Source organism: Mesorhizobium sp. f-mel (assembly GCF_053850215.1).
In genome coordinates, this window is record NZ_JBSPTO010000019.1 from 22,325 (window position 1) to 46,117 (window position 23,793).

The following is a 23,793-nucleotide window of genomic DNA, read 5'->3' on the forward strand; positions in this document are numbered from 1 at the left end:
AGGATGCCGGCGCTTCACGCGGCACGACCCCCTCTGGCCTGCCGGCTATCTCCCCCTCAAGGGGGGAGATAGCGGCTCCCCGTTCGCCTGCTCCTCCACCTCACCCGCCACCAGAGGAATCCACCGCAATGACATCCCCCCATGCCGAAGATCTCGGCAGGGCGCGGACGGCTGCCGATTTTGCTGCCCTCATCGCCTTGCTCGACACCGACCTCAACAATGCTGCCGCCCGCAAACAGGAACTGGAACAGGCCGAGGACAGTGCGATCTTCGGCGACGGCGACTTGGGCGAAGTGCGCGCCGCGCTCACAGACTGCAATACGGCAATCGCGCTGCTGGAGAAAACCATCGAGGCGGCGGACAGCCGCCGCGCCGCCGCTGCGCAAGGCGAAGCTCGGGCCGACATCGTCGCCCTGGGGGACGAGATCAAGTCCAAGGCCGCTTCCCTCGGCGAGCGCTGGCGCACCGTCCACCGGCTGATCGAACAGCTGCGCCAGGATCTGTTCGAGGCCGATGCCTTGAACCGCGCCATCACCACCGCCAACGGCCTGTTCGACGCCGCCGGCGTTGCCGACCTGAAGATCAACCTGACTACCACCCGGCGCGCTGCCATGGCTGGTCCGCGCGCGGCGGTACCCGCCCGTCTCAGCCGGCCGGCGATCCAGGCCGACAGACTGCTTCTCTCTTTCCTCAGCCCCGGCGGCGCGCTCGACCCGCGCGCCGCGCTCGGCGCGCCAGTCGAAGGCGTCAGAAGCAAATTCATTCCCGTCGCCAGCGAACGAGGCTGACCATGTGCACACTTGCCCTTATCGGCACGGCTCTTTCGGTCGGCGGCGCGCTGGTCGAGGGCCAGCAGTCGAGGCAGATGGCCGACTATCGGGCCAAGGCCTATGAGCAGCAGGCGCGAGCCGATGCGCAAGCCGCCGCCTTCGAACAGGGCCAGGAACGCCACAAGCAGGATCTCTTGCTGTCGCAGGCGCGCGCCCAGGCCGGCGCCTCCGGCGTCGGCATATCGGGCTCGCCGACCGAGGTGCTGGCCGCCAATGCAAGGCAGGGCCAGCTCGAGATCAAGGCGATCCAGTACGGCTTGCAGCTGCGCCAGAACAATCTCACCACGCAGGCTGCCATCTCGCGCTTTTCGGGCAAGCAGGCGCTGACGGCCTCGATCTTCAAGGCCGGCGGCAATCTCGTGTCCGGTCTTTCCGGCATCTACGACCCGAGCAAGGCCGTGACGTTCGGCAAGAGCGCCTTCCCGCCGGCGCCTGACGGAGGGCTTTACTGATGGCGACCATCCCGCTCCAGCTTGCCCAGCGCCGGCTCGATACCGGCAGCGTGGTTTCCTATCCCGGCGGCTCGCCTGTCGGCGCTGCCATGCAAGGTTTTGGTGATGAACTCTCGGCGATAGCCGAGCGCTTCCAGCAGCGGAAGCAGCAGCAGGAAGTGTTCGACGCCGAGATCGTCAGCCGGCAGTTCAATGGACAGATCGCGCAGGCCGAAAACGATGCAATCCAGAATGCGCCGGCCGATGGCAGCGGCCTGCATGACAGCATGTATGGCCAGGTCGATCCACGCACCGGCCAGGTGATCAAATCAGGCCTGTTCGACACGCTCTTCGACGGCACCCTGCCGAAAGTGCCCGAGGGCCAGCGCGCCAATTTCACCAGACAGAAGGAAGTCCTGCGCTCGGCCGGCTCGGCGCGGATGGCCGCCAGGCAGCAGGCGCGACGCGATGGTTACGAGCAGGCCGAGTGGACCAAGGTTGAAAACATCTACACCGGCTCGATCGCGCAGAGCGATCCCAACGATACCGCAACGTTCGAAGCGATCCGGCAAGACGGGCTCGATTTCATCGGCAAGATAGGCAACCCGGTGGCCAGGCAAGCGGCCGAAACCGCGTGGCGCAGCAACGCGGCCAAGGCGCTCGTCCTGGCGATGATCGCCCAGGACCCGAAGCGCGCCGCCGAGATGCTGGGTGGTGCGCAGGCCGCGCCCGATGGCATGGGCGAAACGGTGCGCATGCAGCTGGGCGCGGGTTCGCAAGGGAAGCAAGCGGCCGCGAAAGGCGATCGCGTCAGCAAGTTGACGCCGGATGAAAGGGTGGCGCAGTCCTTTCGGGATGACATTGCGCCCGAAGACCGGCCAGCGTTGGTCAAGCAAGCTCGAGCCGCCGACGCGATGCGGCAAGTCGAAACACGCACTAACATTAGCTTGGCCAAGCAGAATGCACCGGCCGCCATCAGGGACACTGGAACCTATTCCGGCCCTATCCCAACGCCGGAACAGTTCGTCGCTCTCTATGGCGCCACCGAAGGCGCCAGGCGCTTCGAAGCGTTCAACAGGACCATCGAGGTCAGTCGTCAATTCCACAGCATGCGCGACCTGTCGAATAACGCCGTGCTGGCCATGGTCAAGGACGCCGACCCGACGGCAGACAGTGCGCGCCACGACGCCATCACCACCGCCGCGGACCTGACGTTAAAGGCCAGGCAGGCCGATCCGGGCGGCTATGCCCGAAAGGCATTCGCGAACCTGGATGCCACCTGGAACAATCTGACGAGGCCGGAAGATTATCAGGCGGCAATCATCGGCTCTATCGCCGCTCAGCAGCAGTTGGGCTTCGAGACCATTCAGCCGCTGCCCAACTCCGTCGCAGAGGACATTGTCGGCGAACTCAAGGCCCAGCCGCAAGACCAGAGCGGAGAGCTGCGCAATGTGTTCGCGGCGCTTCCCACTCAAGCCGCACGCGAAGCGGTGCTTGGCCATCTGCTTCAGACCGGTGCGTCCCAAACGGACAACAGCATCGCGGACAGGTCGGTCCGGGCAGCTGTAGTCGACCCGATGATGCTGCTCGATTTAACCAACACTGTCGAACCAGGACGATCGGGAGCAAATGCCGAGGTTACTAATCGTATCCAGACGAACCGTGAGTGGCTTGGAGGATTGATAACTGGCGAGAATCGGGCAGCCAGTCTTCGGGGCCGTCTCGCGGCGGGGCTGGTTGGTTCCACAGGGCTTGGCGAGACCGGCGGCATTTCTCTATCGGATTTCACGCCTCTCGGGGTTTCGTTTGCGTTAGAGGAATCGGCGGTCGCTGCGCTGCACGGCAACTACGGCGAAGCCGCGCTAAAGTTCGCGGGCGCCATTCCGACCCAAAGTGTTGCGGCCGCGGCGCTCAGGCGGGCTGGCAAGTTTGTCAAGCCTGGAGAAGAGACTTTCTCCAGGTTTTCGAAGCGGCCATCTGAATTTACCGAAGCGGGCGAGGCAGTTGGTTGGGCTGTCAACGCCGAAACTCTGCAATTCCAGCAAGCGCTTGCGCGCTCGGTCTCGCCACGAGTTCCACGCCGGAGGACGCGAGCCGGTGAAATATCCGATGGTGCATTTGACACCGCGCTGCTTGCTGCGATGCTTGCCAGGGACCTGTCAACTATCAAACACGCCGGGGCGAAAGTTGGGTGGGCGAAATCAAACGATTATCGAAAAACCTTCTTCGACGCGAATCCTCGTCTCAACAAAAGCGACTATGTAGTGCACCATGGCGTCGAGCAGCGAGTTTTTGAAAGGTATCCTGGGCTCTTTGCGGAGAAAGAGCTGCATTCAATCGAGAATCTTCGAGGAATTCGAAAGGAATTCGACATAAATTTGCACCATAAAGTTATTCGGAACGAGTGGGAAGGTTTTTATAATGAAAACCCTCATGCTACCCGTCAGCAGATCCTTGACTATGTTGCCGAAATCGACAAGAAGTACGGGCATTTGTTCGATCCTCCAATAGGTGAATGATGAGATACTATGACATTCTGGGTAGGGGCACCGTCATGGACACCAGTGTCCACCCCCCTATCGTAAGCAAGCTTGTGTATCAGATGGAGGGATGGTCGGTGACGTTCTTATAACGAGATTTCCGTGTTACCTCGTGACGGAGGATTCCGCGCACGCATTGTCCAAAATCGGCTTCACCGGAGCGACATTCGCCCCTGTTGAAGTCATAACGTCCGAAGATTTCCGCGAACTTCAGCCCGAGGTAGAGCTTCCATCTTTTGTGTGGCTGAAGGTGAACGGGAAGGCGGGTCACGATGACTTCGGCATCGCCAAGAACCTGAACCTCGTCCTATCAGAGCGCGTCTTCGATGTGTTTGATGAGCGAGGTCTCCCTTCCGCTACCATCAAACCGTTCGACGGCCGGCAGGAGTAGGTTGGGCACCGTCAGATTTAATCGGCTGGTAGATGGAAATCGCAGTGTTCGAGACATTCCAAAAACACTTTCCCGTTGAAAGCAGGCTGGTGGTGGTTTCCGGCAGCGAATCCTTTGAGACAAAAATTCCCGGTTTGAATGAACTGCTGACCAGTTTCGGTGGTGCCTCGTTCAAACATGGCCTGTACCGAATCATTCGTTCGCAGGACGTGGCGCAGTGGAACGCGAGGGTCACCTTGGGTTTTCCCGAGTTCGCCGGGCGGATCACCTGCTTTGGCTACGATTGGCAGGGGACGCATTTGCCGTCGACTCTCAGAGCTCGAGCAAGGGGAGCCAGATCGTGATGTTCGAGCCAGGCACCGGGGAGGCTCTGCAGGTTCCCGCCAATGTCAGGACGTTCCATGAGATCGATGTCAGGGAGGACGAAGATGCGGCGTTGGCTACGCAGACTGGCGCGATTCCGGCGGGGCCGAACCCGCCTATGACCAGTGCATCGGCTATAAGAAACCGCTGTTTCTCGGCGGAGAGGACGATATCTCAAACCAGGAATTGTCGGACCTGGAAGTCTACTGGCACATCATGGGTCAGCTCATAGCCAAGCTAAAAGGCATGCCACCGGGAACGCCTGTCAACATCCGGAACTTTTCCTAGACACACAGGCCATGTGGTGCAGCGGTGTGGCCTGCCGGTTCGAAAGGGGTGAGAGGTGGTTGCGACGCTGAGGCGGTGGATTGCCGCCATTGGGTCTATGTTGCTGGACGGCCACCTGCGCAGCCTTGCTGACAATTCAACGGGGCCATATTTCTACATAAAGCGGCACGTGGCTGGTGGCCTAGGCGAAAACACCGTTCTGGACACCAGCGTTCATCCGCCAATCGTAAGCAAGCTTCACTACCAGATAGAAGGCTGGTTTGATTCTGCGTTGGTGACGACCTTTCCCTGTCTTCTTGTTACCGAAGAGGCCAAACGCGCACTGTTGGAGATGGGTTTTCGGGTGAGACATTCGCCGATGCTGAAGTGACCACCTCCGACTACTTTCAAGAAATGGAGCCTGAGGTGGGTGTCCCCCATTGATGTGGCTCAAGGTGAACGGGCAAGCAGGCCGCGACGACTTCGGAATCGCGTCAGATTATCGCCTTGTCATCTCGAGACGCGTTCTCGATTTTCTCATAACCTCGCGAGAGCAATGATAGACATGCTCTGTTTGGAGTTGTCGGGCCATGGTGATGCTTTGGAGGAAAAATTGAACGATGCCATCCCAGATCTAAGCAGCGTCACGCGCCTGCCTCCTGCCGATATCAGCACAGGCGAGGACGAGCTTGACTCTGCCCGTATCGAAGCGCGCCAATATCTCGAATTCTATGACTGGGTATCGGCCATCAAAGGCGAATATCTTGGATATGGTGCCGAGGGGATAATATACATTTTTCTTTTCGAGATTTCACCCGGCAGACCAGATGTGCCCCAATGGATATGGGTAATCGTGGGTGATGTACCTCCCGCATATATGCCCGGCGACGACGTCAAGACTTCGTATGAGGCGCTGGACGGATACATTGGCGCAATGGAAGACTGGGTCGAGCCGCGCGCCAGGGGAAGTCGGTCGCGAAGCTGATCCCTGTCAATGTGCCGGCAAATCCCGCTAACGCTGAAATGTTGGGCAGCCGTCTCAAATTCCTCGACGAAAAGATTTTGCGGGAACTTCGAGAGTAATGTACTGGGCTCGCCGACAAACGCGGCCAATCGTGCGAGCACCGGCCGGCGGTCTGATTTTGGTCATGATAGTAACCTATGGCGTACCGCAGCCTCCAATGTCGCGCGAGGTCCTGTCGGGGCCGTGTCAGGCTCGCCAGACTTTCAGATGCCAGACTTTTTCAGATGAAGGACTGACTGTATCTTTTTGCGCTTAGAATCATACCCGATGATGCTGGCAAGAATCGTTTTCCTAGTCACGTTGGCCGGCGTTCTCCTGCTTACTCTTCTGCCGGTGCGGTTCTTGCCGGATCTCGGCATGGCCGTCACGCTTCACGATGACAAGCTCCAACACGCCATCGCATTCGCGGTGCTGGCGGCCCTGGGAAGCCTCGGCTGGCCGGGACACAAGGCAAGGCTGGTTGTTCTTCTCGCCTTTACCGGCGCGGCGATCGAGGTTCTTCAGGGCACCCAACTGATAGGGCGCGATCTGGATGGGTTCGACTGGGTTGCCGACTGCGCCGGCATGGCGTTGGGGCTGACAATCGCCGGCTGGACAAAGCGGCGCGTTGGCGGACTGCCATAGGCCGTAGCGTTACAAGCTCAGCGCTGCGTGGCCAGCGCTTCAGCAAAGATCGACCGAAAACGGAACAATTCCGCTTGGGCAATATGGCTAGCGTCCGCGAACATGGATCGTCCCTCAAGAACATAATTGCACCGGCTTGTATCACACAGCGCTTTGTCCGGGCGCGCAAAGCCGATATTGTCACGAGTCTCGAAATGTTGAAGAGCAGCCCCGTATTGTCGTTGAAACTCCTCGGCCGGAAGGTAAGTCGGTTTTTCTAGGGGTCGACCAAAGGCGAGGCTTCGGCTTAGCTCGGAAGGCATGTCCCAACCAGGGTAGGCGATCGGGCCGACTAGCACGACGTTTTTGCCAAACCCACGTAGACGACCGATCAGATCGTCAAGCCCGCGAGCGAGTTCCACGCCGTCTCGATTGTCGATCTTCTTTCCTGCTGCATCGACAAGACCGTCATGCGCCCACGTCAAACCAAGGATGACGGTCTCGAAGTTTGAAAGGTTGCCAATCTCCGCGAGGTTGCTGCTGGCCACGCCAATGCAGGAACGGGAGATGTTGACTGATACGGTCGGCAGACAGCCGTTCGCAGGGACTAAGAGACCAGCCAACTCTCTTTCGGTGAGGATGGTTTCCCATAAGGGGGCATACATCTGCGCATGGGAATTTCCCAGCAGGACGACGTTCGCGTCAGCGGGGTTGCGAGACGGAAGGTTGAGCACGCAGGCGCGCGACTGACCCATGCGGATATAGTTAGGAACAGGGCAACGATAATTGGTCCCGACCGCCGCGTTGATGGCTGCGGCTTCACCGCTCATGCGGCTGGGCAGCCCATTCGACCAGATCAGCGCCCCGGCAACAGCCGCCAGCATAGCGGCACCTGAGCCAGCTGCGGTGCACACGGATCGAGCCGGGATGGACTTGCTGCGGAAGGGGCGTTCGACATACCGCCACGAAAGAACGGCGCAGCTCGTCATCACCACAATGGCAACGACCATTTCGCCGGGATGAAGGTCTCGGACGAGGTAATACTGCGAAAAGACGATCACCGGCCAGTGCCAGAGATAGAGCGAGTAGGAGATCAGCCCGACGAACACCAGGGGCCGGATCGCTAGCATCTGGTTGATCGGCGACTGCTTGTCTTGGCCGGCAAAAATCAGAAGCATTGTTCCAATCACCGCAGGCAGGGCAACCGGGACCGACCCAAACCACTGAACCGGGCTGGCGATGCCGACAAGGACTGCGACCGAGCCGGCCGCCCCGAGAATGCCAGCGGCCAACCCATATGGTGCCCGATCGCGCGGCAGGAGTGCGATCAGAGCGCCCCCTCCGAGTTCCCAAGCCCGGGTCGGCAGCAGGAAAAACGCAGGTGACGCGCCGCCAATCCTGAGCGCCAGTACATTGGCCGCCAGTGAGGCGAGGGTGAGTATAGCGATGGCGGGTAGTGTCGCTCGAGGCCAGAAGCGGGCGAAGACGGCGATCAGTAGCGGAAAGGCGATGTAGAACTGCTCCTCGACGCCGAGCGACCAGACATGCAGGAGCGGCTTCGCTTCTGCCGCCCTCGAAAAATAGTCAGTATCCCGCCAGAAATAGATGTTGGCCACGAAAGTCAGGGTGGCCAGAACGCTCTTGCCGTACCCGATCAGGTCGGCAGGCAACAGCAGAACGACCGCTGCAACCGTGGCAAAAAACAGCAGCAGAAGAAGTGCCGGCATGATCCGGCGAATCCGCCGCTCATAGAAGCGCATGATCGAGAACTGCCCTTTGACCGCCTCGCGCCACAAAATCAGCGTGATCAGGTAGCCCGAGAGCACGAAAAAGATGTCGACCCCCAGATATCCTCCCGGCAGCACCGATCTCGACAGGTGGAATGCTATCACCGAAATGACGGCGATCGCGCGCAGGCCGTCAATGTCCGCCCGATAGCCAATGAGGTGCGAAGCCGCGCTTCCGACTCTGGTGTGCATGTTGAAGGTTCAGGTCCCCGACGGCAGTATCCGTCTATAATAGAACCAGAGCCACCGTGCCACCTCAGGGTGCCACGATGTCACCGGTTTTTCCTCGATCGACAGTGCGGTCGAAAAGGATTGCACAAACCTGCAGCAACGATCGCTGATTTTGTATTTCAGACCGCGCTCCAGCGCCACGCACTGAAATCCGAACACCAAAACACTTTCAAGCCTCGCTTTGCGGGGCTTTTATCATGGAGCAAGCCTGATGGCCCGACCTGCAACTGCCGCCGTTCGAATTCTGACCGGCGAACGCGAACCCGTGCGTCTGGCGACCGCTACCAACATCATTCGGCATGGCCTGCAGACCATCGATGGTGTGCCATGCGAGGTTGGCGACCGCGTGCTGGTCAAGGACCAGTCCGACCCGACGCAGAACGGGATCTACACGGTGAGCGAAGGCGAATGGTTTCGCGCCGCCGATGCCCGCACCGCCCGAACCTTGCAGAAGGGAACGACGGTCCACACCCAGGTAGGGACAGTCAATGCCGACCGGGTGTTTCAGTTTACGGCCGACGAGCCGGTCGTGGGCACCGACGCCATCGCCATTATCCCGTTTGTGTCGCCCGACATTTCAGACGTTGTCGATGAGGTCAAGGCGCTGCGCGATGAAACGCAGGTGCTGAAGGATGCCACTGGCGCCAGTGCCGGCCAGGCAGCCGCCAGCGCCGCCACCTCCGCCGCCAATGCCGGGCTGACCGCCGCCGATGTCGTCAAGACCGCGGCCAATCTGGCCAGCGCCCAGGCGGCGCGCGACGCGTCTTTGTACGGCAAGGGCATCTTCCCGACGATCGCGGCGGCGGTCGGCTTTGGTATCGTTGGTAGCGGTGCGCTCGTGGGCGGTGCTGGCGGGACTGATGGGACATTCGATCTCGCCATTACTGGCGGTGTTGGCTCTGGCGCTGCCGGTCGGTTCATCGTCGCTGGCGGCGTAGTCACTATGATCCTCATCACGGCGTCGGGTTCTTATACCACCGCGCCTGCTTTTAGCTTTGGCGCGTCAGCCGGCCTCGCTGGTGCCAGCGCCCCACCGGTTCTTGCCCGGAATGTTGAGGTTGGTGAATACTTTTGGACCGAAACCGGCGCCGGTATCCTCGGAATGTACAACGTAGTGGCGGGGCCGGTTGCCATCGACACGGGCGTTCGCGCGTCAGCGGCGGAAGTCATCGCCTTGATCGGATCGCGAACGGTGGGTCCGGTTGCCATTACCGGCTCGGTCGGCGGCACGGCTATCACTAACACTTCTGTCTATTACTGGCCGGGGTCTCTGTCCGCGATAGATGAATATCTGTCGAGCGTAGAGCTCGGCTTCGGTGTGACAGCCGGGACCATTCATGTCGTCTTTGCCCACGTCGAGGGCGACGGCACGCTGAGTCTCGTCTCTGAACAAACCATCCTTGCCGTTGCCGGCCCGTCCTCCGTCAACTCGGGGCTCTCGATCCTGAAACCGGCCGGCAGTGTCATGGGCCTCCAGCGCACCGGCTCCGGCACCTGGTACTATACGGCGGGGGCCATTCCGAACGGCGAAGCCGAGTGGTTCACGGCGGCGGTTCCTACGTCGAACACCGCCAAGACCATTGGCTTTACCAATGGCCCGCAATGGAAGGCAACTTTCACGGGCGAAATCGGCGTCAAGGCGCGTGCTGCCTATGCTACCGCAAACGAACTGGCTGATATTGTCGGATCAGAGCAGGTTGTTGGCTGGCCGTCATTGGTCAACACAGGCACGAATACCCCGTCGAACTACAGCGTTGTCATGCAAACGCCAGCGCCGTCCGATGGGTACATTACCGAAGTTAATGCCGGGGCAAGCGGTTCCGGCGCGGCCAACATTCACGTTATCCAGTACAACGGCGACCTGACCGTCAACGTGATCAGCACACATCGGATCACGCTGGCCAATGGTGTGACCGAAATTCCCCTAAGCATCCCGATTGCAGCGGGGCAATATCCGGCGATAAGCAGCGGCGGCTACAAATTTCAGAACAGCGTCAATCCGCAGGGCATTCCCGCATGGATCAAGGCCGGCGTGTTGTCGAACGGCGCCACTGTGGCATCATCGACCCAGCACCGCTATGAGGTCGCGTTCACGATCAAAACTGGCCTCATCGCCGATGCTACGCGGGCTTTGGCCGGCGGTGCGCAAAACACCGGCATGAACCTGCTGGCGGACGCCGACCCGAATGGCGTCGTTGACGCGACCGCAATCTTTGCTTCGGCCGGGGCCGCTCACTCATATCCTTATGTGCCGCCCGGCAGCTTCGCGCTGACGGCGATGCCCAAGTCGGGTGACGGCTTTTGGGGGCCCGGAAAGCCGTTCGTCGGCGGCCGGAGGTTTTTCGTTCCGGCTCGCCCGTCGCTGTTCAATCTTTATGATGGCTTCCGGGCCAAGATGGCAGAGCATATCGCGAACAACGACGTGCTCTGCCTGATCGCTGATAGCATCGGTCATTGGGCACTGGCCAGCAACGGCCCCGCACACTGGTTCAATCGCGTCACGCAGTTCGCAAATGTCGGTATTGCTGACGATGAACCGGGGATGACGGCGCTGCGGCCAAGCTCTACATACACGCCCGCCTTCTATGGCGTCACGACCAGCGGAACCGTCTCGACGGGAACGCGCGGGCCGCTCGGCGAAAGCATCATCCTTGCGGATGGTGCGTCCCTGGCGTTCACGGGCGCCTATGAACAGGTCGACGTCCACTACACCCAGGACGCCGGTCAAGGCTCGCTCGCCTTCGCCTTCAACGGCGGCGCGGCCTACAAGACTGTGAACGCTGCCGGTGCTCTGGCACTCGATCAATATTCCGGCCCGTCCCTGACAGGGCAGGCGGCGAGCGGAAACTATACCCTCACGGTCGCAGGCGGACCTGTGGAGATCACCGGGCTTATCCGTCTCGGCATAAAGGCGGCCGGCTCGCGCCCGCGTCTGCGGACGCTGCGCGCCGCGCACGGAAGCTATACATTCGCGTCCTTCAACGCGCCGCGCCTTGCTTCTGCGGTCGCACAATGCGGCTATGCTGGCGGCAAGATCGTGCCGGTCCTCGCCCTGGGCATCAACGACAGCTTTGGCACGCCGCCGGCGACGATTTCAACGAACATCACGTCGATCATCAACACGCTGGAAGCGGCCCTGGCGCCCCGCATCATCGTAATGCCGCCAACGCGCCCGTCCTCGTCTTGGGATGGCAGCTATACGGGCGGCCGAACATACGACGCAGCGCTTGGCGCGATCCGCCAAACCTACCGGTCGCGCAATGTGCTGACGATCCCGATCGACGGGTTCGATTACATCAACTCGGGGGCCTATCAAGAAGGCCTGCACTTCAACGACGCCGGCCACGACGGCAATGCGTTGCGCTTCATCGAATACGTCGCGGAAAGGGGATAAAGCCACGCCATTCGCAATTCAGTGCAAGGGTAAAGTGATCGCGACGCTTGAAGAGGGCGAGGAATGGGTGATCGTCGGAAAGAAGATCCTAACAGTTCAATGACCCGAACTTATAGTCGAGGAATCACAGTGCCTAAGGACGATGCCGAAGGCTCGTCGAAGTGTGGCTGGGAGGCGCCTAGTCCGCACTGGACGCGGTTCGCGCACTATGGCACGGTTGGCTTGGCGGGGGTGATCCTTAGGAGGATTTCTCTATGGCGGACGCCGGCAGCATTATAGCGATCTATGATGATTACTACGCAGATGGCAAAGTAGCCGCGAAACGCGAAATTGCTTCGCAGCAATCAGTCGGCCATATAGAAGCGATCCTCCCGGGGAGACCTTCGAAAAGGTCCTTGATATCGGGGCCGGTGAAGGGGCTGTGCTGGACAAGCTCAAACGAAATCTGGCAAAGACACTCGGGGCCGACGAGATTTCCACCTCGGGTATTGAGGCCATCAAGGCACGGAAAATCCCTAGTCGGAAGAGCTCGATGTTTTTGATGGCTTCCACATTCCGCACTCCGACAAGTCGTTCGACCTGGATTGGCCATCCACGTCGTCGAGCACGAACGGATGTTTTTGATGGAGGCGGCGAGCGTCTGCAAGAAGCTCAACATCGAGGTGGCGCTGGAGCATACGAGAAACCTCAATCGCGCCATTCGGATGTCCGGGCCGTATGGGCATGTCAATTTCTACACGCCGCTGACGTTCGAAAATCTGCTCAATACTTCCGGGCTCAAGGTCGATAGGCTGATGACGTTTGCTCACGATCTCGCTTATGAACAGCACCTGGCCGGGCGGTCCAAAGGATGGGTGAAAAACAAGTTGCGGACCGAATTTCTCAAGGTCGCGCCCAAGACTGCGGTGCGGAGCATGGCGTACATGGCCGGAGCGCTCTGCAGCACTAAGTAGTTGATTCTGAAAGGTCGCGGACCTTTTTAGCCGGAACTCCGGCAACGACCGTGAAGGGCTCTACGTCCTTCGTGACGACAGACGCCGCGCCGACGACCGCGCCCTTGCCGATCGTGACACCTTTCAGGATTGTCACGCCAAAGCCGATCCAGACATTCTCATCGATTGTGACCGGCGCGATGCCGACAACCGACCAGTTCTTTTTGCCTTGATGCCACTCGGCGACATCGCTTGTTCGCTGCTTCCAATCCAGCGAGTGCGAGTTATGGTCAACGATCGTCGTACCCCATGAGATAACGACATCATCGCCAAGAGTGATGTGTTCTGCAGCGACTAGGTGGCTCTTGCCGATGTAGCAGCGCCGTCCGATCGTGATCCGCGCTTCTGGTCGATCAAACGAGAAGTAGCAGTTGATGATCCCGTCCTCGCCGATCGAATGATGGCCACGGCGGGCAGTGCGGACGCTCTGAATGGCCATCTTCGTGCGGGCGCCAACATTGACGCCCGCTAGGCGTTGCAGAAAGGGCGGCACAAAAGGCATGTCAGTGTCTTCCGTATCGTGTTTGTTGCTGCCTCTCGGCGATAACCTGCAAACCGTCGCAGAGCATGAGGTGCCGTTGTGGCATTTGCTTACTAAGCTCTTTCAATGCTGCCCGCGCATCGTGCTCGTCGTCGGCTTCCATCATTGGCGCAGGGATGTGTCGGCCAGCGATTGCTTGGACCGAAAAGCGCTTGAGAGCTTGTGCCACCGGCAGGTTAGTTCGCATTGTCAGGGGCAGCATCCGTTGGGCTCCCACCATTTGCGGCAAGCATCTCCGCTTTGCAAGCGTGATCGTGAGGTGTTCACGCGGTAATTCGTTTGGCTCGACATGGCCTCTGGCAACGAGCCAGTGCAGGTAGCATTTCGTCGACCCTAGATAGGTTTGTACCGAGCGATCTTGTGAGTCGAGAATTTCGGCGGCGGCTGGCTGGCTTGCGCGTCCAAAAGACACGCCGTAGCCCGCGCAGGCGAATGCCGCAAAGACTGCAAAGACTAATGACGGCTGTCTTGCGGCTTGTCGTGAGGCTGGCTGTTCGACCACCAGACAAAATAGAGCGAACCAATCTTCATCACCGGCACGCGACGCTCGCGTTCGCGCTCCCGCAATTCGCGATAGACTTTCAGCTTCAGGGTGCCGCCCGGCAATTTGATACGCACTGCCATCGGTTCAACCCCGCCGTGCAACGCTACGATGATGTGTATGCAGCAAGTAGAGAACTTCCCCGGGGAAGAGTCAACGCCAATAGGCGCGTTTTTGACTGTTCCGGAAGGATTGAGCGCAGGCGCCCGATGACGGTTCAGGGCGTCAAGGCGTTGCCCGGGATTGGTCAGGATCGTCCGGTGCACCCGGCGGGTCATCTAGAGGACGCTGGCGGTTCGACCACCAGGTGAAATAGACCGGACCGATCTTGGCGACGGGGATGCGGCGGGTGCGCGCGCGCAATTCCCGATACACCTTCATCTTCAAGGTGCCGCCCGGCAACTCGATACGAACCGCCATCAGCCAACCCCCATTGTGCAGCGCAGCAATTAGAGAGCTTCCGCGGCGGAAGAGTCAACAGCCGGTCATTGTCTATTTCTGGGACTATTTCCAGGACTGTCTTCAGAAGGGTCCGGGCGCAGGCTCATCGTTTTGGCGGGGGCCTGGACGGACGATCCGATATGCTGCTCGGCCACCAGACGATGAAGTAATTTCCGACCTGCCAGACCGGAACTTCGCGCTTCTGTTCGCGGCGGCGCAGCTCGTCCCTCGTCTTGATCTTCAAGGTCCCGCCCGGAAGCCTAATCCTTATTGTCACGTGCCCTCCCGCACCCTGTGTCCCACACGGTACGAACGGTTCATGGGAGCAGTTTCATCCCGGCTAAGCAATTTCGGATCAGGCAGCAAGACGGATCGAGCTGTTTTCAAATGGTCAACACCGTTACTTGAAAAAATCCGCCATGCCCTGGATAGCCAGGAACGCATAGAGGATCGGCCCGGCGACCAGCCCGCAATAGAGGCACAGGATCGCTGCCAGCGCCACAAGCAAGGGCTTGTCGCGGCCGACCGCGCATAGCTCGGCCTTCACCGTCCAGCGCGCCGTTCCTTCATCCTGCGACATGGGCCGCTGTCCTCCCGATCTCCGCTCCTCTTGGGCTCATTTCACACAGTCGGCTGCAAACATCAACCTGCCCGCGACCTGGGCGGAAAGGACAAGACCATGGATACCACGTTCAAGGGCGCCGCCAGGCGCCTGGTCGACCTCGATCTGCCAAAACTTGGCGCCAGGATCGGCGTCGGCGAGGATGAGATCCACGCGTTTCTCGACGTCGAGACCAGCGGGCATGGCTTCGACGCCCATGGCCGGCCGATCATCCTGTTCGAGCCGCATGTCTTTTTCCGCAACCTGTCGGGGGCGAAGCGGGCGCAAGCAGTCGCGGCCGGACTTGCCTATGTCAGGTGGGGCGAAAAGCCTTATCCCCGGGACAGCTATCCGCGCCTGAAAGCGGCTATCGCGATCGACGAGACGGCGGCGCTCAGATCGGCGTCATGGGGGCTCGGCCAGGTTCTCGGCGAGAATTTCAAGGCGGCCGGCTTCCCCACCGTGCAGGCCATGGTCGAAGCCATGATGGAGGACGAGGCGCTGCAGCTGGCGGCGGCGGTCAATTTCATCGCCGCCAACCGGCTCGACGGCAAATTGCGCAATCATGATTGGGCCGGCTTTGCCAAGGGCTACAACGGCGCATCCTTTGGGAAAAACGCCTACGATATCAGGCTTGCCGACGCGTTCCGCAAATGGTCTGGGATCAGGGACACGCAGTGGCCGCCCGCTGCCCCAGCACAGCCTCCAGCGCCTGTTCCGATCCCGCAGGCTCCGCAGCTGAACGGTTCCCCGACTTCGGAGGCAGAGCCGGGCAGGGCTGGAGTCCGGCCCGGACCGTTGCCCGGATTCTGGGCCGCGGTCCTGGCTCCGTTGGTTGCCGCAATCCTCTCCTTGTTTCGAAAGGCAAAGCCATGACGTGGTTCAATACCAATGCCGCGCACAATCTGATCAATGTGCTGATCCTGCTGCTTACCGGCCTGGTCGGCTTCGACTGGACGATGTTCGGCATCGACGCGGCCCTGGCGCTCAAGATCACCGGGGTGCTGACCCTGCTCAAGATCCTGATGAATGTCGTCCGCGACGGCGTCGCCGGCCTCGTCAGAAGACAGCCCGCCGTGGAGGGCAATTGAGATGTGGGTGCTTTCCATGCTGAGCGCGCTCGCCGGCAACAAGGCGATCATGGCGATCTTCGCAGCACTCGTCGGCGGCATCGGCCTCTTTGTCGCCGGCGGCATCAGCCGGGCCAGGAAGGATACGGCCAGGCGAGCGGCGGAAAAACTCGCCGTCGCGCAGGATCGCCTCGAAATGGACCGCGAGGCCACCGATGCCGAACGCGCGGCGCGCGACCTGCCGGACGAAGCCGCACGGCGGGAGGCGATGCGATGGGCAAGGCACTGATGATCGGTCTGCTGCTCGGGGGCCTGTTGCTCGCCGGATGCACAACGCCGGCTTCGCCCGCGCGTCAGGTCTGGTGCGACCACAATCAGGCGCGGCGTCCGTCCGCCCTCGTCGTCGCCGCCATGTCGCGGCCCGAGCTCGACGAGGTGAATGCCTACAACGGGAAGGGCGCCAGATGGTGCGGGTGGAGGCCGTGATGATACAGGAGTTTCTCGACGCTCTCGGCATCAAGGCGCCGGTGGTGGTCGCCGGCCTTTCCGGCGGCATTTTGCGAGCCTTGTCGCGCCACCGCTACAAGGTTCGCGAGATGGTGGCGTCGCCGATCTGCGGCGCGCTGGCGGCGGCCTACCTGACGCTTCCCGTGGTGCACTACATCCGCGCCGGCCTGCCTGTTCCTTCGCCTGACGACGACACCACGACGCTGGCCGCGGCGTTCCTCATCGGCGTCTCGGCGATGTGGATTTCGGACATCGTCTTCGAGGTGGTGGTGAGGCGGTTCAAGCCGGAGAAGGAGGAGTGAGATCGCGCCTGTCTTATTGCGCCGCAGTAACAGCCTCTTGCGGGAGACCCGGGTGAAGGTGCGGAACCACGGGCGACAGTGCGCGTTAGGCACGACCCTCGTGAGGATGTACCATGCCAGCTCGCCCAATCGTCTCGACAGCCGCAGCGATTCTGCTCGGCGCCACAAGCGCGGCTTACGCCCGGCCGGATGCGCGCACCATGACATGCGAACAGACGCAGCAGCTGATCCAGACCGAGCGCGCGATCGTCCTGACCACCGGCCGCAACACCTATGATCGATATGTCCGCCAATACGGCAATGAGTGCGACTGGCCCGACGTGCCAGTCGCCTCCTATGTCCGGACGCTTGACGGTCAATGTCGGGTCCATCGATGCGAGGAACCGGTTTTCGATTTCCCGGACTGAGAAGCAGCCGGCCTCTAATGCAAGGTCTGTTCGCGCGACGTCTCTTCGCGCGACATCGAGGGGCCGATGCCCTAGAAGCCGAAGAACTGCCAGCCAATCAGATATCCAAGCGCGACGACCGCCAGGGGAAACAAGGCGGGCGCCAGCCGGCTGAGGGCGGAGCTCCTTGCCGGTTCCTTCGGGGCATTCCTGACGGCGTTTCCGAGATTCTTGGTCATGGTCCAATAGTAGCAATCGCTGATTAACGATTCCGCAACATGCTGCGCCCGCCCCGGAACGGGGCGGTTTTTCGCGTTTTCCATGGAACTCGTCGCTTGCCGCTCAAAAACTATCCTGTCAGTCGATAGCATGGAACCGGGCGCGTCGCAGCATACGGGAACCAATCGCCGCCCACCTGCTTTGGCAAGGAGGTGATCCTTCGCGGGAAAGGAGTTCGACATGAAATCTTTCGAATTCTTGCCAAGTACGCTGATGACGGGCACGCTGATGATGGGCGTGCTGGGTGCACTGGCGTTGGCGGCGCCGGTTGCCGCCCAGACGGAGACACAAGACCAGGCGCCTGCCGGCCCCTGCCAGGCCCAGCCGCAGAACGGCCAGCAGCAGAAGCCGCCCGTCAGCAACGGTGCCAGCGACAGCCTGACCGACACGCTTGATCCCTGCAACGGCGTGCTGCTACCGCCGCCGACCGGCGATCAAGGCATGGCCGCACCGCCGCCGGACCAAGGGAAGACACCGGTGCTCAAGCCCGGCGAGGTGCCGGCACAGCCGCCGAAACAATAGATTCGGGCTTTTGCCGCCTCGCGCCTGACGGGTGCCCCGGCAGGCTTTTTCGCCTTCGGCCCGGAACATTAGCTCTTGCTAAATGTTCCTCTCGAAGCAGTCGATATCACCCCCTCCGGTATCGCTGCTGATCGGGCAATCCGATCGGCCCGCGTGCCTGCGACAGGAACGCGGGCCACTGCGGTTCCACCAAGGCGGCACCAATGCGGCGATCGATTGGCCGCCGCTCACGGAACAAAGAAGGTTACGTCTGCGTTTTACAATCTGGGCGCGCCGTTCCCGACTGTGGAAGGCGGAGCCCGCAAACCAGACAGGAGAAGACGATGAAAATCCACCTTGTTCCTGCCGCCGGGCTGGTTCTGCTCGCCGGTATCGGCGTGGCCACCGCAGACCAGGTGATTATCACGCCCGAGCAGCAGACAGTCGTCCGCGAATATGTGCAGAAGCACCCGCTGGCGTCGATCAGCCTCCTGGGAGTGGAGCTCAACATCGGTTCCACCCTGCCTGAAACGGTTGAACTTCACCCGATCGAGGTTCCCGACGTGCAATACAGATACGTGGTCGTCGACGGTCGCACCGTGCTGGTCGATCCCGGCACCCGCAGGATCGTGCAGGTCATCGACTGACCTACACCCGCCGCTCTCTCGGAAAGACGCAAGAGGGAGCGGCGGCTCGCCGGCAGGCAGCCGGCTCTTGATCGTCTTGTCGCGGGAAGGAGCCATTTCCATGTTGCCCCATGTCCAGTCACGCAATGTGGCCGCATCTGTCGACAAGCTGCTTGCTGAACGGGGCACTGCCCTGTTGTCGATGAAGGAGTTGATTGCAGAGGTGCGTGAGCGAACTGGAACGGAGCGCTCGGACGCGGATCTGGCGGGGCTGATCACCAAAAAGGCGGCACTTCTCGGTGTCGCGGTTCTATCCGACTAGGGCTGAAGCCGCCCAAGACACCGACGAAGACGCCGATCGAAATTTCAGCTAAAAGTTGTCGCTCACGGATTTGAGCCGATGGAGGCAACAGTGACGGACGACAGGCAGCAACGCATTCGCCAACGGGCCCACGCGATCTGGGAGCAGGCCGGCCGGCCCGCCGGCGCGCACCAGCAGCACTGGGATCAGGCCACAGCCGAGATCGACGCTGAGGAGAGCAGGCCGAAAGCGAAGGGTCCCGCGACCGGAAAGGCCACCAAGCCAAAAGCTGTCCGATCGCGCAAGAGTTCAGGAAGCTAGAACATAGCGCTTCGGAAACTCAGCGTTTCGGCCGCGGGACGAAACTCTGTCCGTGCCGCGGCCGAAAGCGTGAGTCCTGAAACCGATCTCGGCTACTTGCCGCAGTGGTTGTCGTTGACGGTCGGTGAAACCGTGCCGGGAGCCTTGTTCATTGCATCCGGCATCGCGCCCTGCGGGCCTATAGGGCAGTTACGATCGGCATTGGAATTCAAGTCGGCATTTGAATTCAAGTCATCAGGGCCCGCAATAATGCTACCCGTAATCCCGGGATCGACGGCATTCGGCTCGGCGAGGTTCGGATCGACCGGGGCAGGGTCGGTGACGACGCTTCTGTCGCTGCCGGGACCCATGTCAGCGTCCGGGTCGCTGGTATTCTGGGCCACCGCAGAGGTGGCCAGACCGGCGGCAAGTACGGACGCTGCGAGAATCTTCGTGAGCATGATTTTTTCTCCATTTGTCTCCATTTTCTCGGTTGTTGCCGCATCTGCGACTACAGAAAAAACCGCTCGGCGGTGGTGAAAGTTCCCATAAAATTCCAGCCTGCGACGAACCGTTCGTGATCATCAGAGCAATCCTTGCCCAAGTATGGGGAACTCAAAAGCGTGCTGGCCACGAGCCGTTGACATGACCGCCATGTCACGGTATTGAACAGGACTATACAGGTCTACTGAACAGGTATTCCATGACGCGTCGCACGGCTCTGTCGTCTCCCGGCACGGGCAAGCCCGAACGGATCGCCACCGTCCTGGAACACGAGATCCGCTCCGGCGTGCTCGGCTTCGGCGACCGCCTGCAGAGCGAGAACGAGCTCGTCCAGCGCTTTTCCGTCAGCCGCAACACCATCCGCAAGGGTCTCGAGGAACTGTCGAGCCGCGGGCTGATCACCACCAAAGTCGGCATCGGCTCGTTCGTCACCTTCGACGGCATGCCGGTCGACGACGCCGTCGGCTGGTCGCGGGCGCTGGCCAATGCCGGCGCCAATGCCGACACGCGCACGCTCAGGCTCGAAGTCATGCAGGATGCCGAGCTCGCTGCTAGACTGGGCGTCGAAAGCCCGTTCTTCATCGCCGTTGACCGGGTGCGCAGCAACGCCGATGACGGCCACGCCATCTCGATCGAGCGCAGCCGTTTGCCGCTGTCGCCCGAGCTGGAGGACGTGCCGCTGCGCGGCCTGCGCGAGGGCTCGCTGCACCAGACGCTGCGAGGGGCGGGGCTCGTCCCCGATCACGGCGAGGAGTGGGTCGATATCGAGATGCTGAGCGCCGAGGACGCGGCCATTCTCGATTGCGCGCCCGGCGCGCCGTTCCTGCGCACGCGGCGGTTGACGCGCGCGGCCGATGGCCGCGCCATCGAATTTGTCACCAGCCTTCTCAATCCGGCGCATTTTGCACTTCACCTGGAGTTCTGAGTATGGACACGGCCGAGGCGATCGACCGGGCGATGGGTGCGCTTATCGGCGGTGCGCTGGGCGATGCGCTTGGCATGCCGACGCAGTTGTTGTCGCCGGCCCGCATCGCCGAGCTCTACGGCCGTGTCGAGGATTTCGTCGCGCCCGTCGCCGACCATCCCGTCTCGAAAGGCCTGGCCGCCGGCACTGTTACCGACGACACCGAACAGGCGCTGCTGCTCGGCCGTATCCTGGTTGTTTCAGGCGATGGCTTCGATCATACGCGCTGGGTCAATGCGCTGCTCGACTGGGAGCGCGAGGTCAAGGCGCGTGGCAGCTACGATCTGCTCGGACCGTCGACCAAGCGCGCCATCGACGCCATCAATGGCGGCGTGCCGGCCGAGGAAGCGGGAAGTGGCGGCGACACCAATGGCGCCGCCATGCGCATCGCGCCGGTCGGCATCATGATGCCGCCGGAGCCGCTCGACGCGCTGGTCGCCAAGGTCGCCGAAACCTGCCGCGCCACGCACAACACCTCGATCGCCATTGCTTCGGCCGCAGCCGTCGCTGCCGCCGTCAGCCGCGGCGTTGCCGGCGGCGACTGGCGCGCCGCCGCAGATCGTGCCGTCGTGGCGGCCAAGCGCGGCGCAGAACTCGGTCACTGGATCACCGGCGGCGACATTGCCGCGCGTATCGACTGGGCGAGGAGCCTCGTTCGCGGCAAGGCTGTCACTGACGGCATCCGGCTGATCGTCGACCTGGTCGGCACCGGCGTCGCCAGCCAGGAATCGGTTCCGGCGGCCTTCGCGGTGCTGGAAATAGCCGGCGGCGATCCCTGGCTGGCGGCCGTCATCAGCGCCAATCTCGGCGGCGACACCGACACGATCGGCGCCATTGCCGCCGGCATGGCAGGCGCCTGCGCCGGCTTTTCCCGATTGCCACGGGAACACATCAACCGGCTCAAAGGCCTCGACATTGCGCAGGTGCGCGCGCTCGCCGCCGACCTGGTCGCGGCGCGGATGGCGAAAAGCAGTTCAGGCAAGGACGCGGCGGCATGAGCGGGCGTCTCGTCCATATCGGCAGCGCGGTGGTCGACTATGTCTACCGCATCGACGCCTTGCCGGCGCCCGGCAGCGAGAAAACCGCATCGAGCTTTGCCCAGGTCGCCGGCGGCGGCTTCAACATGATGGTCGCGGCCAGCCGCACCGGTATGAAAGTGGCGTTCGGCGGCCAACTCGGCAGCGGACCGAATGGTGACTTCCTGCGTGCCGCCCTCGCGGCGGAAGGCATCGCAACGCTGACCCCGGCATCCACCATGATGGACAGCGGCAATTGCGTCGCCATGATCAGCGGCGACGCCGAGCGCACCTTCGTGTCATGGCCTGGTGCCGAGAGCGTGCTCAGCCTCGGCATGATGGCGCCCGTCCGGGTTGCGCCGGGGGATTGGGTGTTCGCCTCCGGCTACACGCTGAGCTATGTCGGCAGCCGCGATGCGCTGGCCGACTGGATCGAGGCGCTGCCGGCGGAAATTCCCTTCGTCTTCGATCCGACGCCTGTTATATCAGACATCCCGCGCACCATTCTCGACCGGGTGCTGGCGCGCACGAGCTGGCTGAGCTGCAACATCGTAGAAGCGGGCGAGATCGCCGGCCCCGGCGATGTCGAGGCTATTGCTGCCGGGCTTCTTTCCAATCACTGTCCGAGCGCCGAGGGGGTCGTCATACGCGCCGGGGCAAAAGGCTGCTTTGTGCGGCTGGCTGACGGCACCGCGCAGGCCGTGCCCGGTTTTAAGGTCGCCGCCATCGATACCAACGGCGCCGGCGACACCCATATCGGCGCCTTCGTCAGCGCGCTGTCGCGCGGCGTGCCACCCCTCGAAGCGGCGCGCTACGCCAATGCGGCGGCGGCGCTCTCGGTCACCCGCCATGGCGGGTCGTCGGCGCCGACCGACCAGGAGATCCAGACATTCCTCAGCGATGACGATCGATCCGTGCACGGCCGGAAGCAAGAGGCCTAAATGACGCAACAAGCCCGCCAACCGGGCAGAACAATGAGAGGAACGAACATGCGCATGCCAAAACTGACTGCTTTTCTGACGGCGACTGCCGTCTTCACCTCCGCGCTGACGCTGGCCGCCACTGCCGCCGAAGTGCATGTGCTCAACTGGAAGGGCTACGGGGCCGACGAGCCCTGGGCCATCGCGGCCTTCGAGAAGGCGACCGGCAACAAGGTCGTCAACGACTTCTTCAATTCCGAACAGGAAATGCTGACCAAGCTGAGGACCAATCCCGGCCTCTACGACGTCGTCATGATCAACGCAGCCTTCAACGACCAGGCGATGGCGGAAAAGCTGATCCAGCCGATCGACGTCGCCAATATTCCCAATTACGCCGACATCAGCCCGGACAAGGCGGGATCGCCGATGCTCGTTCGTGACGGCAAGGTCTATGGCGTGCCATGGGTGTGGGGCTTGACCGCGCTCGCCATCAACGAGAAGTCCTTCGAGACGCCGCCGACCAGCATCAGCGAAATGTGGAACGAGGCCCATAAGGGCCGCGTGGTCATTCGCGACGACGCGGTCGAAGCGGTTCAGTTCGGCGCCATCGCCACCGGCCAGAACATCAACGACATCAAGGACATGGAAGCCGTCAAGGCGAAGCTGACCTCGCTGATGCCGCAGATCAAGACATTCTGGAGCTCGGAGAACGATTGGAACCAGATGGTCGCCTCCAACCAGATCGACATCGGCACCTACTGGAGCGGTTCGGCCGACCGCGCCAAGACACATTTCAAGCTGCCGGTCTCGCTGGTCATCCCAAGGGAAGGCGCCGTCGCCTGGCTCGACGCCTTTTCCATTCCGGTCGGCTCCAAGAATGTCGCCGGCGCCGAGGCGTTCATCAACTACATGATCGATCCCGGCTTCTACGTTGAATGGGTCACCAAGGTCGGCGCGCCGGTCTCGGCCAACACCAAGGCGGTTGCAGCGCTTCCCGAAGATGCGTTCAACCGCAAGGTGATGGGCGATCCCGATGTGGCCAAGCGCATCCAGTTCCAGGCGCCCATCACCGATGCGCAGCGCGAGGCCTATCTGGCGCTGTGGCAAGAACTCAAGGTCAACGTGAAGTAGCGGGCGGGC

The 23,793-nt window shown here is 61.6% G+C and carries 33 protein-coding genes; 25 read left to right on the forward strand and 8 right to left on the reverse strand.

Features of this window, described 5'->3' with window-relative positions; translation table 11 throughout:
* The first annotated feature begins 128 nt into the window (after positions 1–128).
* The 9 genes from ACWUKX_RS21245 to ACWUKX_RS21285 all read left to right on the forward strand — a co-directional run bounded on the left by ACWUKX_RS21245 (position 129) and on the right by ACWUKX_RS21285 (position 6,470).
* A complete protein-coding gene (locus tag ACWUKX_RS21245; protein WP_456008802.1) occupies positions 129–788 on the forward strand; it encodes a hypothetical protein in 660 nt (219 codons plus the stop codon).
* Positions 789–790: 2 nt separating this feature from the next.
* A complete protein-coding gene (locus ACWUKX_RS21250) occupies positions 791–1,282 on the forward strand; it encodes a hypothetical protein (RefSeq protein WP_456008803.1) in 492 nt (163 codons plus the stop codon).
* Positions 1,282–3,780 (forward strand): hypothetical protein, encoded by a 2,499-nt coding sequence (locus ACWUKX_RS21255; RefSeq protein ID WP_456008804.1) that lies wholly within the window; start codon positions 1,282–1,284, stop codon positions 3,778–3,780. Before ACWUKX_RS21250 ends, ACWUKX_RS21255 begins: the two co-directional genes overlap by 1 nt.
* A 157-nt stretch (positions 3,781–3,937) precedes the next feature.
* A complete protein-coding gene (locus tag ACWUKX_RS21260; protein ID WP_456008805.1) occupies positions 3,938–4,192 on the forward strand; it encodes a hypothetical protein in 255 nt (84 codons plus the stop codon).
* 44 nt (positions 4,193–4,236) lie between these two features.
* Positions 4,237–4,536 (forward strand): hypothetical protein, encoded by a 300-nt coding sequence (locus tag ACWUKX_RS21265; RefSeq protein ID WP_456008806.1) that lies wholly within the window; start codon positions 4,237–4,239, stop codon positions 4,534–4,536.
* A gap of 166 nt (positions 4,537–4,702) precedes the next feature.
* A complete protein-coding gene (locus ACWUKX_RS21270) occupies positions 4,703–4,843 on the forward strand; it encodes a hypothetical protein (protein WP_456008880.1) in 141 nt (46 codons plus the stop codon).
* Positions 4,844–4,898: 55 nt separating this feature from the next.
* Complete coding sequence (locus tag ACWUKX_RS21275) at positions 4,899–5,213, forward strand: hypothetical protein (RefSeq protein ID WP_456008807.1); 315 nt, start codon at positions 4,899–4,901, stop codon at positions 5,211–5,213.
* Between the two features lie 222 nt (positions 5,214–5,435).
* A complete protein-coding gene (locus tag ACWUKX_RS21280; protein WP_456008808.1) occupies positions 5,436–5,807 on the forward strand; it encodes a hypothetical protein in 372 nt (123 codons plus the stop codon).
* Between the two features lie 306 nt (positions 5,808–6,113).
* Positions 6,114–6,470 carry a hypothetical protein gene (locus tag ACWUKX_RS21285; RefSeq protein WP_456008810.1) on the forward strand — a complete coding sequence of 119 codons (357 nt, stop codon included), beginning with the start codon at positions 6,114–6,116 and terminating at the stop codon, positions 6,468–6,470.
* Positions 6,471–6,487: 17 nt separating this feature from the next.
* On the opposite strand, the gene ACWUKX_RS21290 is transcribed toward ACWUKX_RS21285, so the two are convergent.
* Positions 6,488–8,428 carry an acyltransferase family protein gene (locus ACWUKX_RS21290; protein ID WP_456008811.1) on the reverse strand — a complete coding sequence of 647 codons (1,941 nt, stop codon included), beginning with the start codon at positions 8,426–8,428 and terminating at the stop codon, positions 6,488–6,490.
* Positions 8,429–8,678: 250 nt separating this feature from the next.
* Here ACWUKX_RS21290 and ACWUKX_RS21295 point away from each other — a divergent pair, with 250 nt between their 5' ends.
* The gene (locus ACWUKX_RS21295) at positions 8,679–11,861 is read left to right on the forward strand and encodes a hypothetical protein (protein WP_456008812.1); all 3,183 of its coding nucleotides are present in this window, start codon (positions 8,679–8,681) and stop codon (positions 11,859–11,861) included.
* 584 nt (positions 11,862–12,445) lie between these two features.
* Positions 12,446–12,814 carry a hypothetical protein gene (locus ACWUKX_RS21300; RefSeq protein ID WP_456008813.1) on the forward strand — a complete coding sequence of 123 codons (369 nt, stop codon included), beginning with the start codon at positions 12,446–12,448 and terminating at the stop codon, positions 12,812–12,814.
* Here the strand turns inward: ACWUKX_RS21300 and ACWUKX_RS21305 are convergent.
* The 5 genes from ACWUKX_RS21305 to ACWUKX_RS21325 form a co-directional block, all read right to left on the reverse strand.
* Positions 12,807–13,355 carry an acyltransferase gene (locus tag ACWUKX_RS21305; protein WP_456008814.1) on the reverse strand — a complete coding sequence of 183 codons (549 nt, stop codon included), beginning with the start codon at positions 13,353–13,355 and terminating at the stop codon, positions 12,807–12,809. The two genes, ACWUKX_RS21300 and ACWUKX_RS21305, sit on opposite strands and share 8 nt — an antisense overlap.
* A 1-nt stretch (position 13,356) precedes the next feature.
* Positions 13,357–13,596: a hypothetical protein gene (locus tag ACWUKX_RS21310; RefSeq protein ID WP_456008815.1), complete on the reverse strand. Its 240-nt coding sequence runs from the start codon at positions 13,594–13,596 to the stop codon at positions 13,357–13,359.
* A gap of 251 nt (positions 13,597–13,847) precedes the next feature.
* Positions 13,848–14,018 carry a hypothetical protein gene (locus ACWUKX_RS21315; protein WP_456008816.1) on the reverse strand — a complete coding sequence of 57 codons (171 nt, stop codon included), beginning with the start codon at positions 14,016–14,018 and terminating at the stop codon, positions 13,848–13,850.
* A gap of 142 nt (positions 14,019–14,160) precedes the next feature.
* On the reverse strand, positions 14,161–14,355 hold the full coding sequence (locus ACWUKX_RS21320; RefSeq protein WP_456008818.1) for a hypothetical protein: 195 nt from the start codon (positions 14,353–14,355) through the stop codon (positions 14,161–14,163).
* Between the two features lie 421 nt (positions 14,356–14,776).
* Positions 14,777–14,956, reverse strand: a complete 180-nt coding sequence (locus ACWUKX_RS21325; RefSeq protein ID WP_029351723.1) for a hypothetical protein — start codon at positions 14,954–14,956, stop codon at positions 14,777–14,779.
* A 99-nt stretch (positions 14,957–15,055) separates the two neighbouring features.
* On the opposite strand from ACWUKX_RS21325, the gene ACWUKX_RS21330 reads away from it, so the two are divergent.
* From ACWUKX_RS21330 to ACWUKX_RS21355, 6 genes are all read left to right on the forward strand, one after another.
* On the forward strand, positions 15,056–15,853 hold the full coding sequence (locus ACWUKX_RS21330) for an N-acetylmuramidase family protein (protein ID WP_456008819.1): 798 nt from the start codon (positions 15,056–15,058) through the stop codon (positions 15,851–15,853).
* Positions 15,850–16,068: a hypothetical protein gene (locus ACWUKX_RS21335; RefSeq protein WP_029351719.1), complete on the forward strand. Its 219-nt coding sequence runs from the start codon at positions 15,850–15,852 to the stop codon at positions 16,066–16,068. Before ACWUKX_RS21330 ends, ACWUKX_RS21335 begins: the two co-directional genes overlap by 4 nt.
* Position 16,069: 1 nt before the next feature.
* Positions 16,070–16,336: a hypothetical protein gene (locus ACWUKX_RS21340; protein WP_456008820.1), complete on the forward strand. Its 267-nt coding sequence runs from the start codon at positions 16,070–16,072 to the stop codon at positions 16,334–16,336.
* Positions 16,321–16,533 (forward strand): hypothetical protein, encoded by a 213-nt coding sequence (locus ACWUKX_RS21345; protein ID WP_456008821.1) that lies wholly within the window; start codon positions 16,321–16,323, stop codon positions 16,531–16,533. The genes ACWUKX_RS21340 and ACWUKX_RS21345 overlap by 16 nt, the downstream gene beginning before the upstream one ends.
* A complete protein-coding gene (locus ACWUKX_RS21350) occupies positions 16,512–16,856 on the forward strand; it encodes a hypothetical protein (protein ID WP_287335813.1) in 345 nt (114 codons plus the stop codon). Before ACWUKX_RS21345 ends, ACWUKX_RS21350 begins: the two co-directional genes overlap by 22 nt.
* A gap of 113 nt (positions 16,857–16,969) precedes the next feature.
* Positions 16,970–17,263 (forward strand): hypothetical protein, encoded by a 294-nt coding sequence (locus tag ACWUKX_RS21355; RefSeq protein WP_456008822.1) that lies wholly within the window; start codon positions 16,970–16,972, stop codon positions 17,261–17,263.
* A gap of 71 nt (positions 17,264–17,334) precedes the next feature.
* Here ACWUKX_RS21355 and ACWUKX_RS21360 read toward each other — a convergent pair whose 3' ends face one another.
* Positions 17,335–17,565 carry a hypothetical protein gene (locus ACWUKX_RS21360; protein WP_456008823.1) on the reverse strand — a complete coding sequence of 77 codons (231 nt, stop codon included), beginning with the start codon at positions 17,563–17,565 and terminating at the stop codon, positions 17,335–17,337.
* A gap of 136 nt (positions 17,566–17,701) precedes the next feature.
* Here ACWUKX_RS21360 and ACWUKX_RS21365 point away from each other — a divergent pair, with 136 nt between their 5' ends.
* The 4 genes from ACWUKX_RS21365 (at position 17,702) to ACWUKX_RS21380 (ending at position 19,270) form a co-directional block, all read left to right on the forward strand.
* A complete protein-coding gene (locus tag ACWUKX_RS21365) occupies positions 17,702–18,043 on the forward strand; it encodes a hypothetical protein (RefSeq protein ID WP_456008824.1) in 342 nt (113 codons plus the stop codon).
* Between the two features lie 323 nt (positions 18,044–18,366).
* Positions 18,367–18,669, forward strand: a complete 303-nt coding sequence (locus ACWUKX_RS21370) for a DUF1236 domain-containing protein (RefSeq protein ID WP_456008825.1) — start codon at positions 18,367–18,369, stop codon at positions 18,667–18,669.
* A gap of 100 nt (positions 18,670–18,769) precedes the next feature.
* Positions 18,770–18,970 carry a hypothetical protein gene (locus tag ACWUKX_RS21375; protein ID WP_456008826.1) on the forward strand — a complete coding sequence of 67 codons (201 nt, stop codon included), beginning with the start codon at positions 18,770–18,772 and terminating at the stop codon, positions 18,968–18,970.
* Positions 18,971–19,048: 78 nt separating this feature from the next.
* Positions 19,049–19,270, forward strand: a complete 222-nt coding sequence (locus ACWUKX_RS21380; protein WP_456008827.1) for a DUF2934 domain-containing protein — start codon at positions 19,049–19,051, stop codon at positions 19,268–19,270.
* Positions 19,271–19,362: 92 nt separating this feature from the next.
* Here ACWUKX_RS21380 and ACWUKX_RS21385 read toward each other — a convergent pair whose 3' ends face one another.
* Positions 19,363–19,710: a hypothetical protein gene (locus ACWUKX_RS21385; RefSeq protein WP_456008828.1), complete on the reverse strand. Its 348-nt coding sequence runs from the start codon at positions 19,708–19,710 to the stop codon at positions 19,363–19,365.
* Between the two features lie 242 nt (positions 19,711–19,952).
* Between ACWUKX_RS21385 and ACWUKX_RS21390 the strand changes: the two genes are divergently transcribed.
* The 4 genes from ACWUKX_RS21390 to ACWUKX_RS21405 are packed head-to-tail and all read left to right on the forward strand — an operon-like array spanning position 19,953 to position 23,784.
* Complete coding sequence (locus ACWUKX_RS21390) at positions 19,953–20,678, forward strand: GntR family transcriptional regulator (protein WP_029351701.1); 726 nt, start codon at positions 19,953–19,955, stop codon at positions 20,676–20,678.
* Positions 20,679–20,680: 2 nt separating this feature from the next.
* A complete protein-coding gene (locus ACWUKX_RS21395; protein ID WP_456008829.1) occupies positions 20,681–21,715 on the forward strand; it encodes an ADP-ribosylglycohydrolase family protein in 1,035 nt (344 codons plus the stop codon).
* The gene (locus ACWUKX_RS21400) at positions 21,712–22,674 is read left to right on the forward strand and encodes a PfkB family carbohydrate kinase (RefSeq protein WP_456008830.1); all 963 of its coding nucleotides are present in this window, start codon (positions 21,712–21,714) and stop codon (positions 22,672–22,674) included. Before ACWUKX_RS21395 ends, ACWUKX_RS21400 begins: the two co-directional genes overlap by 4 nt.
* 48 nt (positions 22,675–22,722) lie before the next feature.
* Complete coding sequence (locus ACWUKX_RS21405; protein ID WP_456008832.1) at positions 22,723–23,784, forward strand: ABC transporter substrate-binding protein; 1,062 nt, start codon at positions 22,723–22,725, stop codon at positions 23,782–23,784.
* The last annotated feature ends 9 nt before the right edge of the window (positions 23,785–23,793 follow it).

Excerpts from the sequence above, each read along its gene's own strand:
- ACWUKX_RS21345 (WP_456008821.1), top strand. The coding sequence starts at position 16,321 with ATGGGCAAGGCACTGATGATCGGTCTGCTGCTCGGGGGCCTGTTGCTC.
- ACWUKX_RS21360 (WP_456008823.1), bottom strand. The coding sequence starts at position 17,565 with ATGGAAAACGCGAAAAACCGCCCCGTTCCGGGGCGGGCGCAGCATGTT.
- ACWUKX_RS21380 (WP_456008827.1), top strand. The coding sequence starts at position 19,049 with ATGGAGGCAACAGTGACGGACGACAGGCAGCAACGCATTCGCCAACGG.
- ACWUKX_RS21385 (WP_456008828.1), bottom strand. The coding sequence starts at position 19,710 with ATGCTCACGAAGATTCTCGCAGCGTCCGTACTTGCCGCCGGTCTGGCC.
- ACWUKX_RS21290 (WP_456008811.1), bottom strand. The coding sequence starts at position 8,428 with ATGCACACCAGAGTCGGAAGCGCGGCTTCGCACCTCATTGGCTATCGG.
- ACWUKX_RS21255 (WP_456008804.1), top strand. The coding sequence starts at position 1,282 with ATGGCGACCATCCCGCTCCAGCTTGCCCAGCGCCGGCTCGATACCGGC.
- ACWUKX_RS21245 (WP_456008802.1), top strand. The coding sequence starts at position 129 with ATGACATCCCCCCATGCCGAAGATCTCGGCAGGGCGCGGACGGCTGCC.
- ACWUKX_RS21370 (WP_456008825.1), top strand. The coding sequence starts at position 18,367 with ATGAAAATCCACCTTGTTCCTGCCGCCGGGCTGGTTCTGCTCGCCGGT.
- ACWUKX_RS21295 (WP_456008812.1), top strand. The coding sequence starts at position 8,679 with ATGGCCCGACCTGCAACTGCCGCCGTTCGAATTCTGACCGGCGAACGC.
- ACWUKX_RS21325 (WP_029351723.1), bottom strand. The coding sequence starts at position 14,956 with ATGTCGCAGGATGAAGGAACGGCGCGCTGGACGGTGAAGGCCGAGCTA.
- ACWUKX_RS21285 (WP_456008810.1), top strand. The coding sequence starts at position 6,114 with ATGATGCTGGCAAGAATCGTTTTCCTAGTCACGTTGGCCGGCGTTCTC.
- ACWUKX_RS21375 (WP_456008826.1), top strand. The coding sequence starts at position 18,770 with ATGTTGCCCCATGTCCAGTCACGCAATGTGGCCGCATCTGTCGACAAG.
- ACWUKX_RS21340 (WP_456008820.1), top strand. The coding sequence starts at position 16,070 with ATGTGGGTGCTTTCCATGCTGAGCGCGCTCGCCGGCAACAAGGCGATC.
- ACWUKX_RS21305 (WP_456008814.1), bottom strand. The coding sequence starts at position 13,355 with ATGCCTTTTGTGCCGCCCTTTCTGCAACGCCTAGCGGGCGTCAATGTT.
- ACWUKX_RS21315 (WP_456008816.1), bottom strand. The coding sequence starts at position 14,018 with ATGGCAGTGCGTATCAAATTGCCGGGCGGCACCCTGAAGCTGAAAGTC.
- ACWUKX_RS21250 (WP_456008803.1), top strand. The coding sequence starts at position 791 with ATGTGCACACTTGCCCTTATCGGCACGGCTCTTTCGGTCGGCGGCGCG.
- ACWUKX_RS21350 (WP_287335813.1), top strand. The coding sequence starts at position 16,512 with ATGGTGCGGGTGGAGGCCGTGATGATACAGGAGTTTCTCGACGCTCTC.
- ACWUKX_RS21330 (WP_456008819.1), top strand. The coding sequence starts at position 15,056 with ATGGATACCACGTTCAAGGGCGCCGCCAGGCGCCTGGTCGACCTCGAT.
- ACWUKX_RS21405 (WP_456008832.1), top strand. The coding sequence starts at position 22,723 with ATGCGCATGCCAAAACTGACTGCTTTTCTGACGGCGACTGCCGTCTTC.
- ACWUKX_RS21320 (WP_456008818.1), bottom strand. The coding sequence starts at position 14,355 with ATGGCGGTTCGTATCGAGTTGCCGGGCGGCACCTTGAAGATGAAGGTG.
- ACWUKX_RS21310 (WP_456008815.1), bottom strand. The coding sequence starts at position 13,596 with ATGCTGCCCCTGACAATGCGAACTAACCTGCCGGTGGCACAAGCTCTC.
- ACWUKX_RS21335 (WP_029351719.1), top strand. The coding sequence starts at position 15,850 with ATGACGTGGTTCAATACCAATGCCGCGCACAATCTGATCAATGTGCTG.
- ACWUKX_RS21365 (WP_456008824.1), top strand. The coding sequence starts at position 17,702 with ATGAAATCTTTCGAATTCTTGCCAAGTACGCTGATGACGGGCACGCTG.
- ACWUKX_RS21355 (WP_456008822.1), top strand. The coding sequence starts at position 16,970 with ATGCCAGCTCGCCCAATCGTCTCGACAGCCGCAGCGATTCTGCTCGGC.
- ACWUKX_RS21400 (WP_456008830.1), top strand. The coding sequence starts at position 21,712 with ATGAGCGGGCGTCTCGTCCATATCGGCAGCGCGGTGGTCGACTATGTC.
- ACWUKX_RS21395 (WP_456008829.1), top strand. The coding sequence starts at position 20,681 with ATGGACACGGCCGAGGCGATCGACCGGGCGATGGGTGCGCTTATCGGC.
- ACWUKX_RS21390 (WP_029351701.1), top strand. The coding sequence starts at position 19,953 with ATGACGCGTCGCACGGCTCTGTCGTCTCCCGGCACGGGCAAGCCCGAA.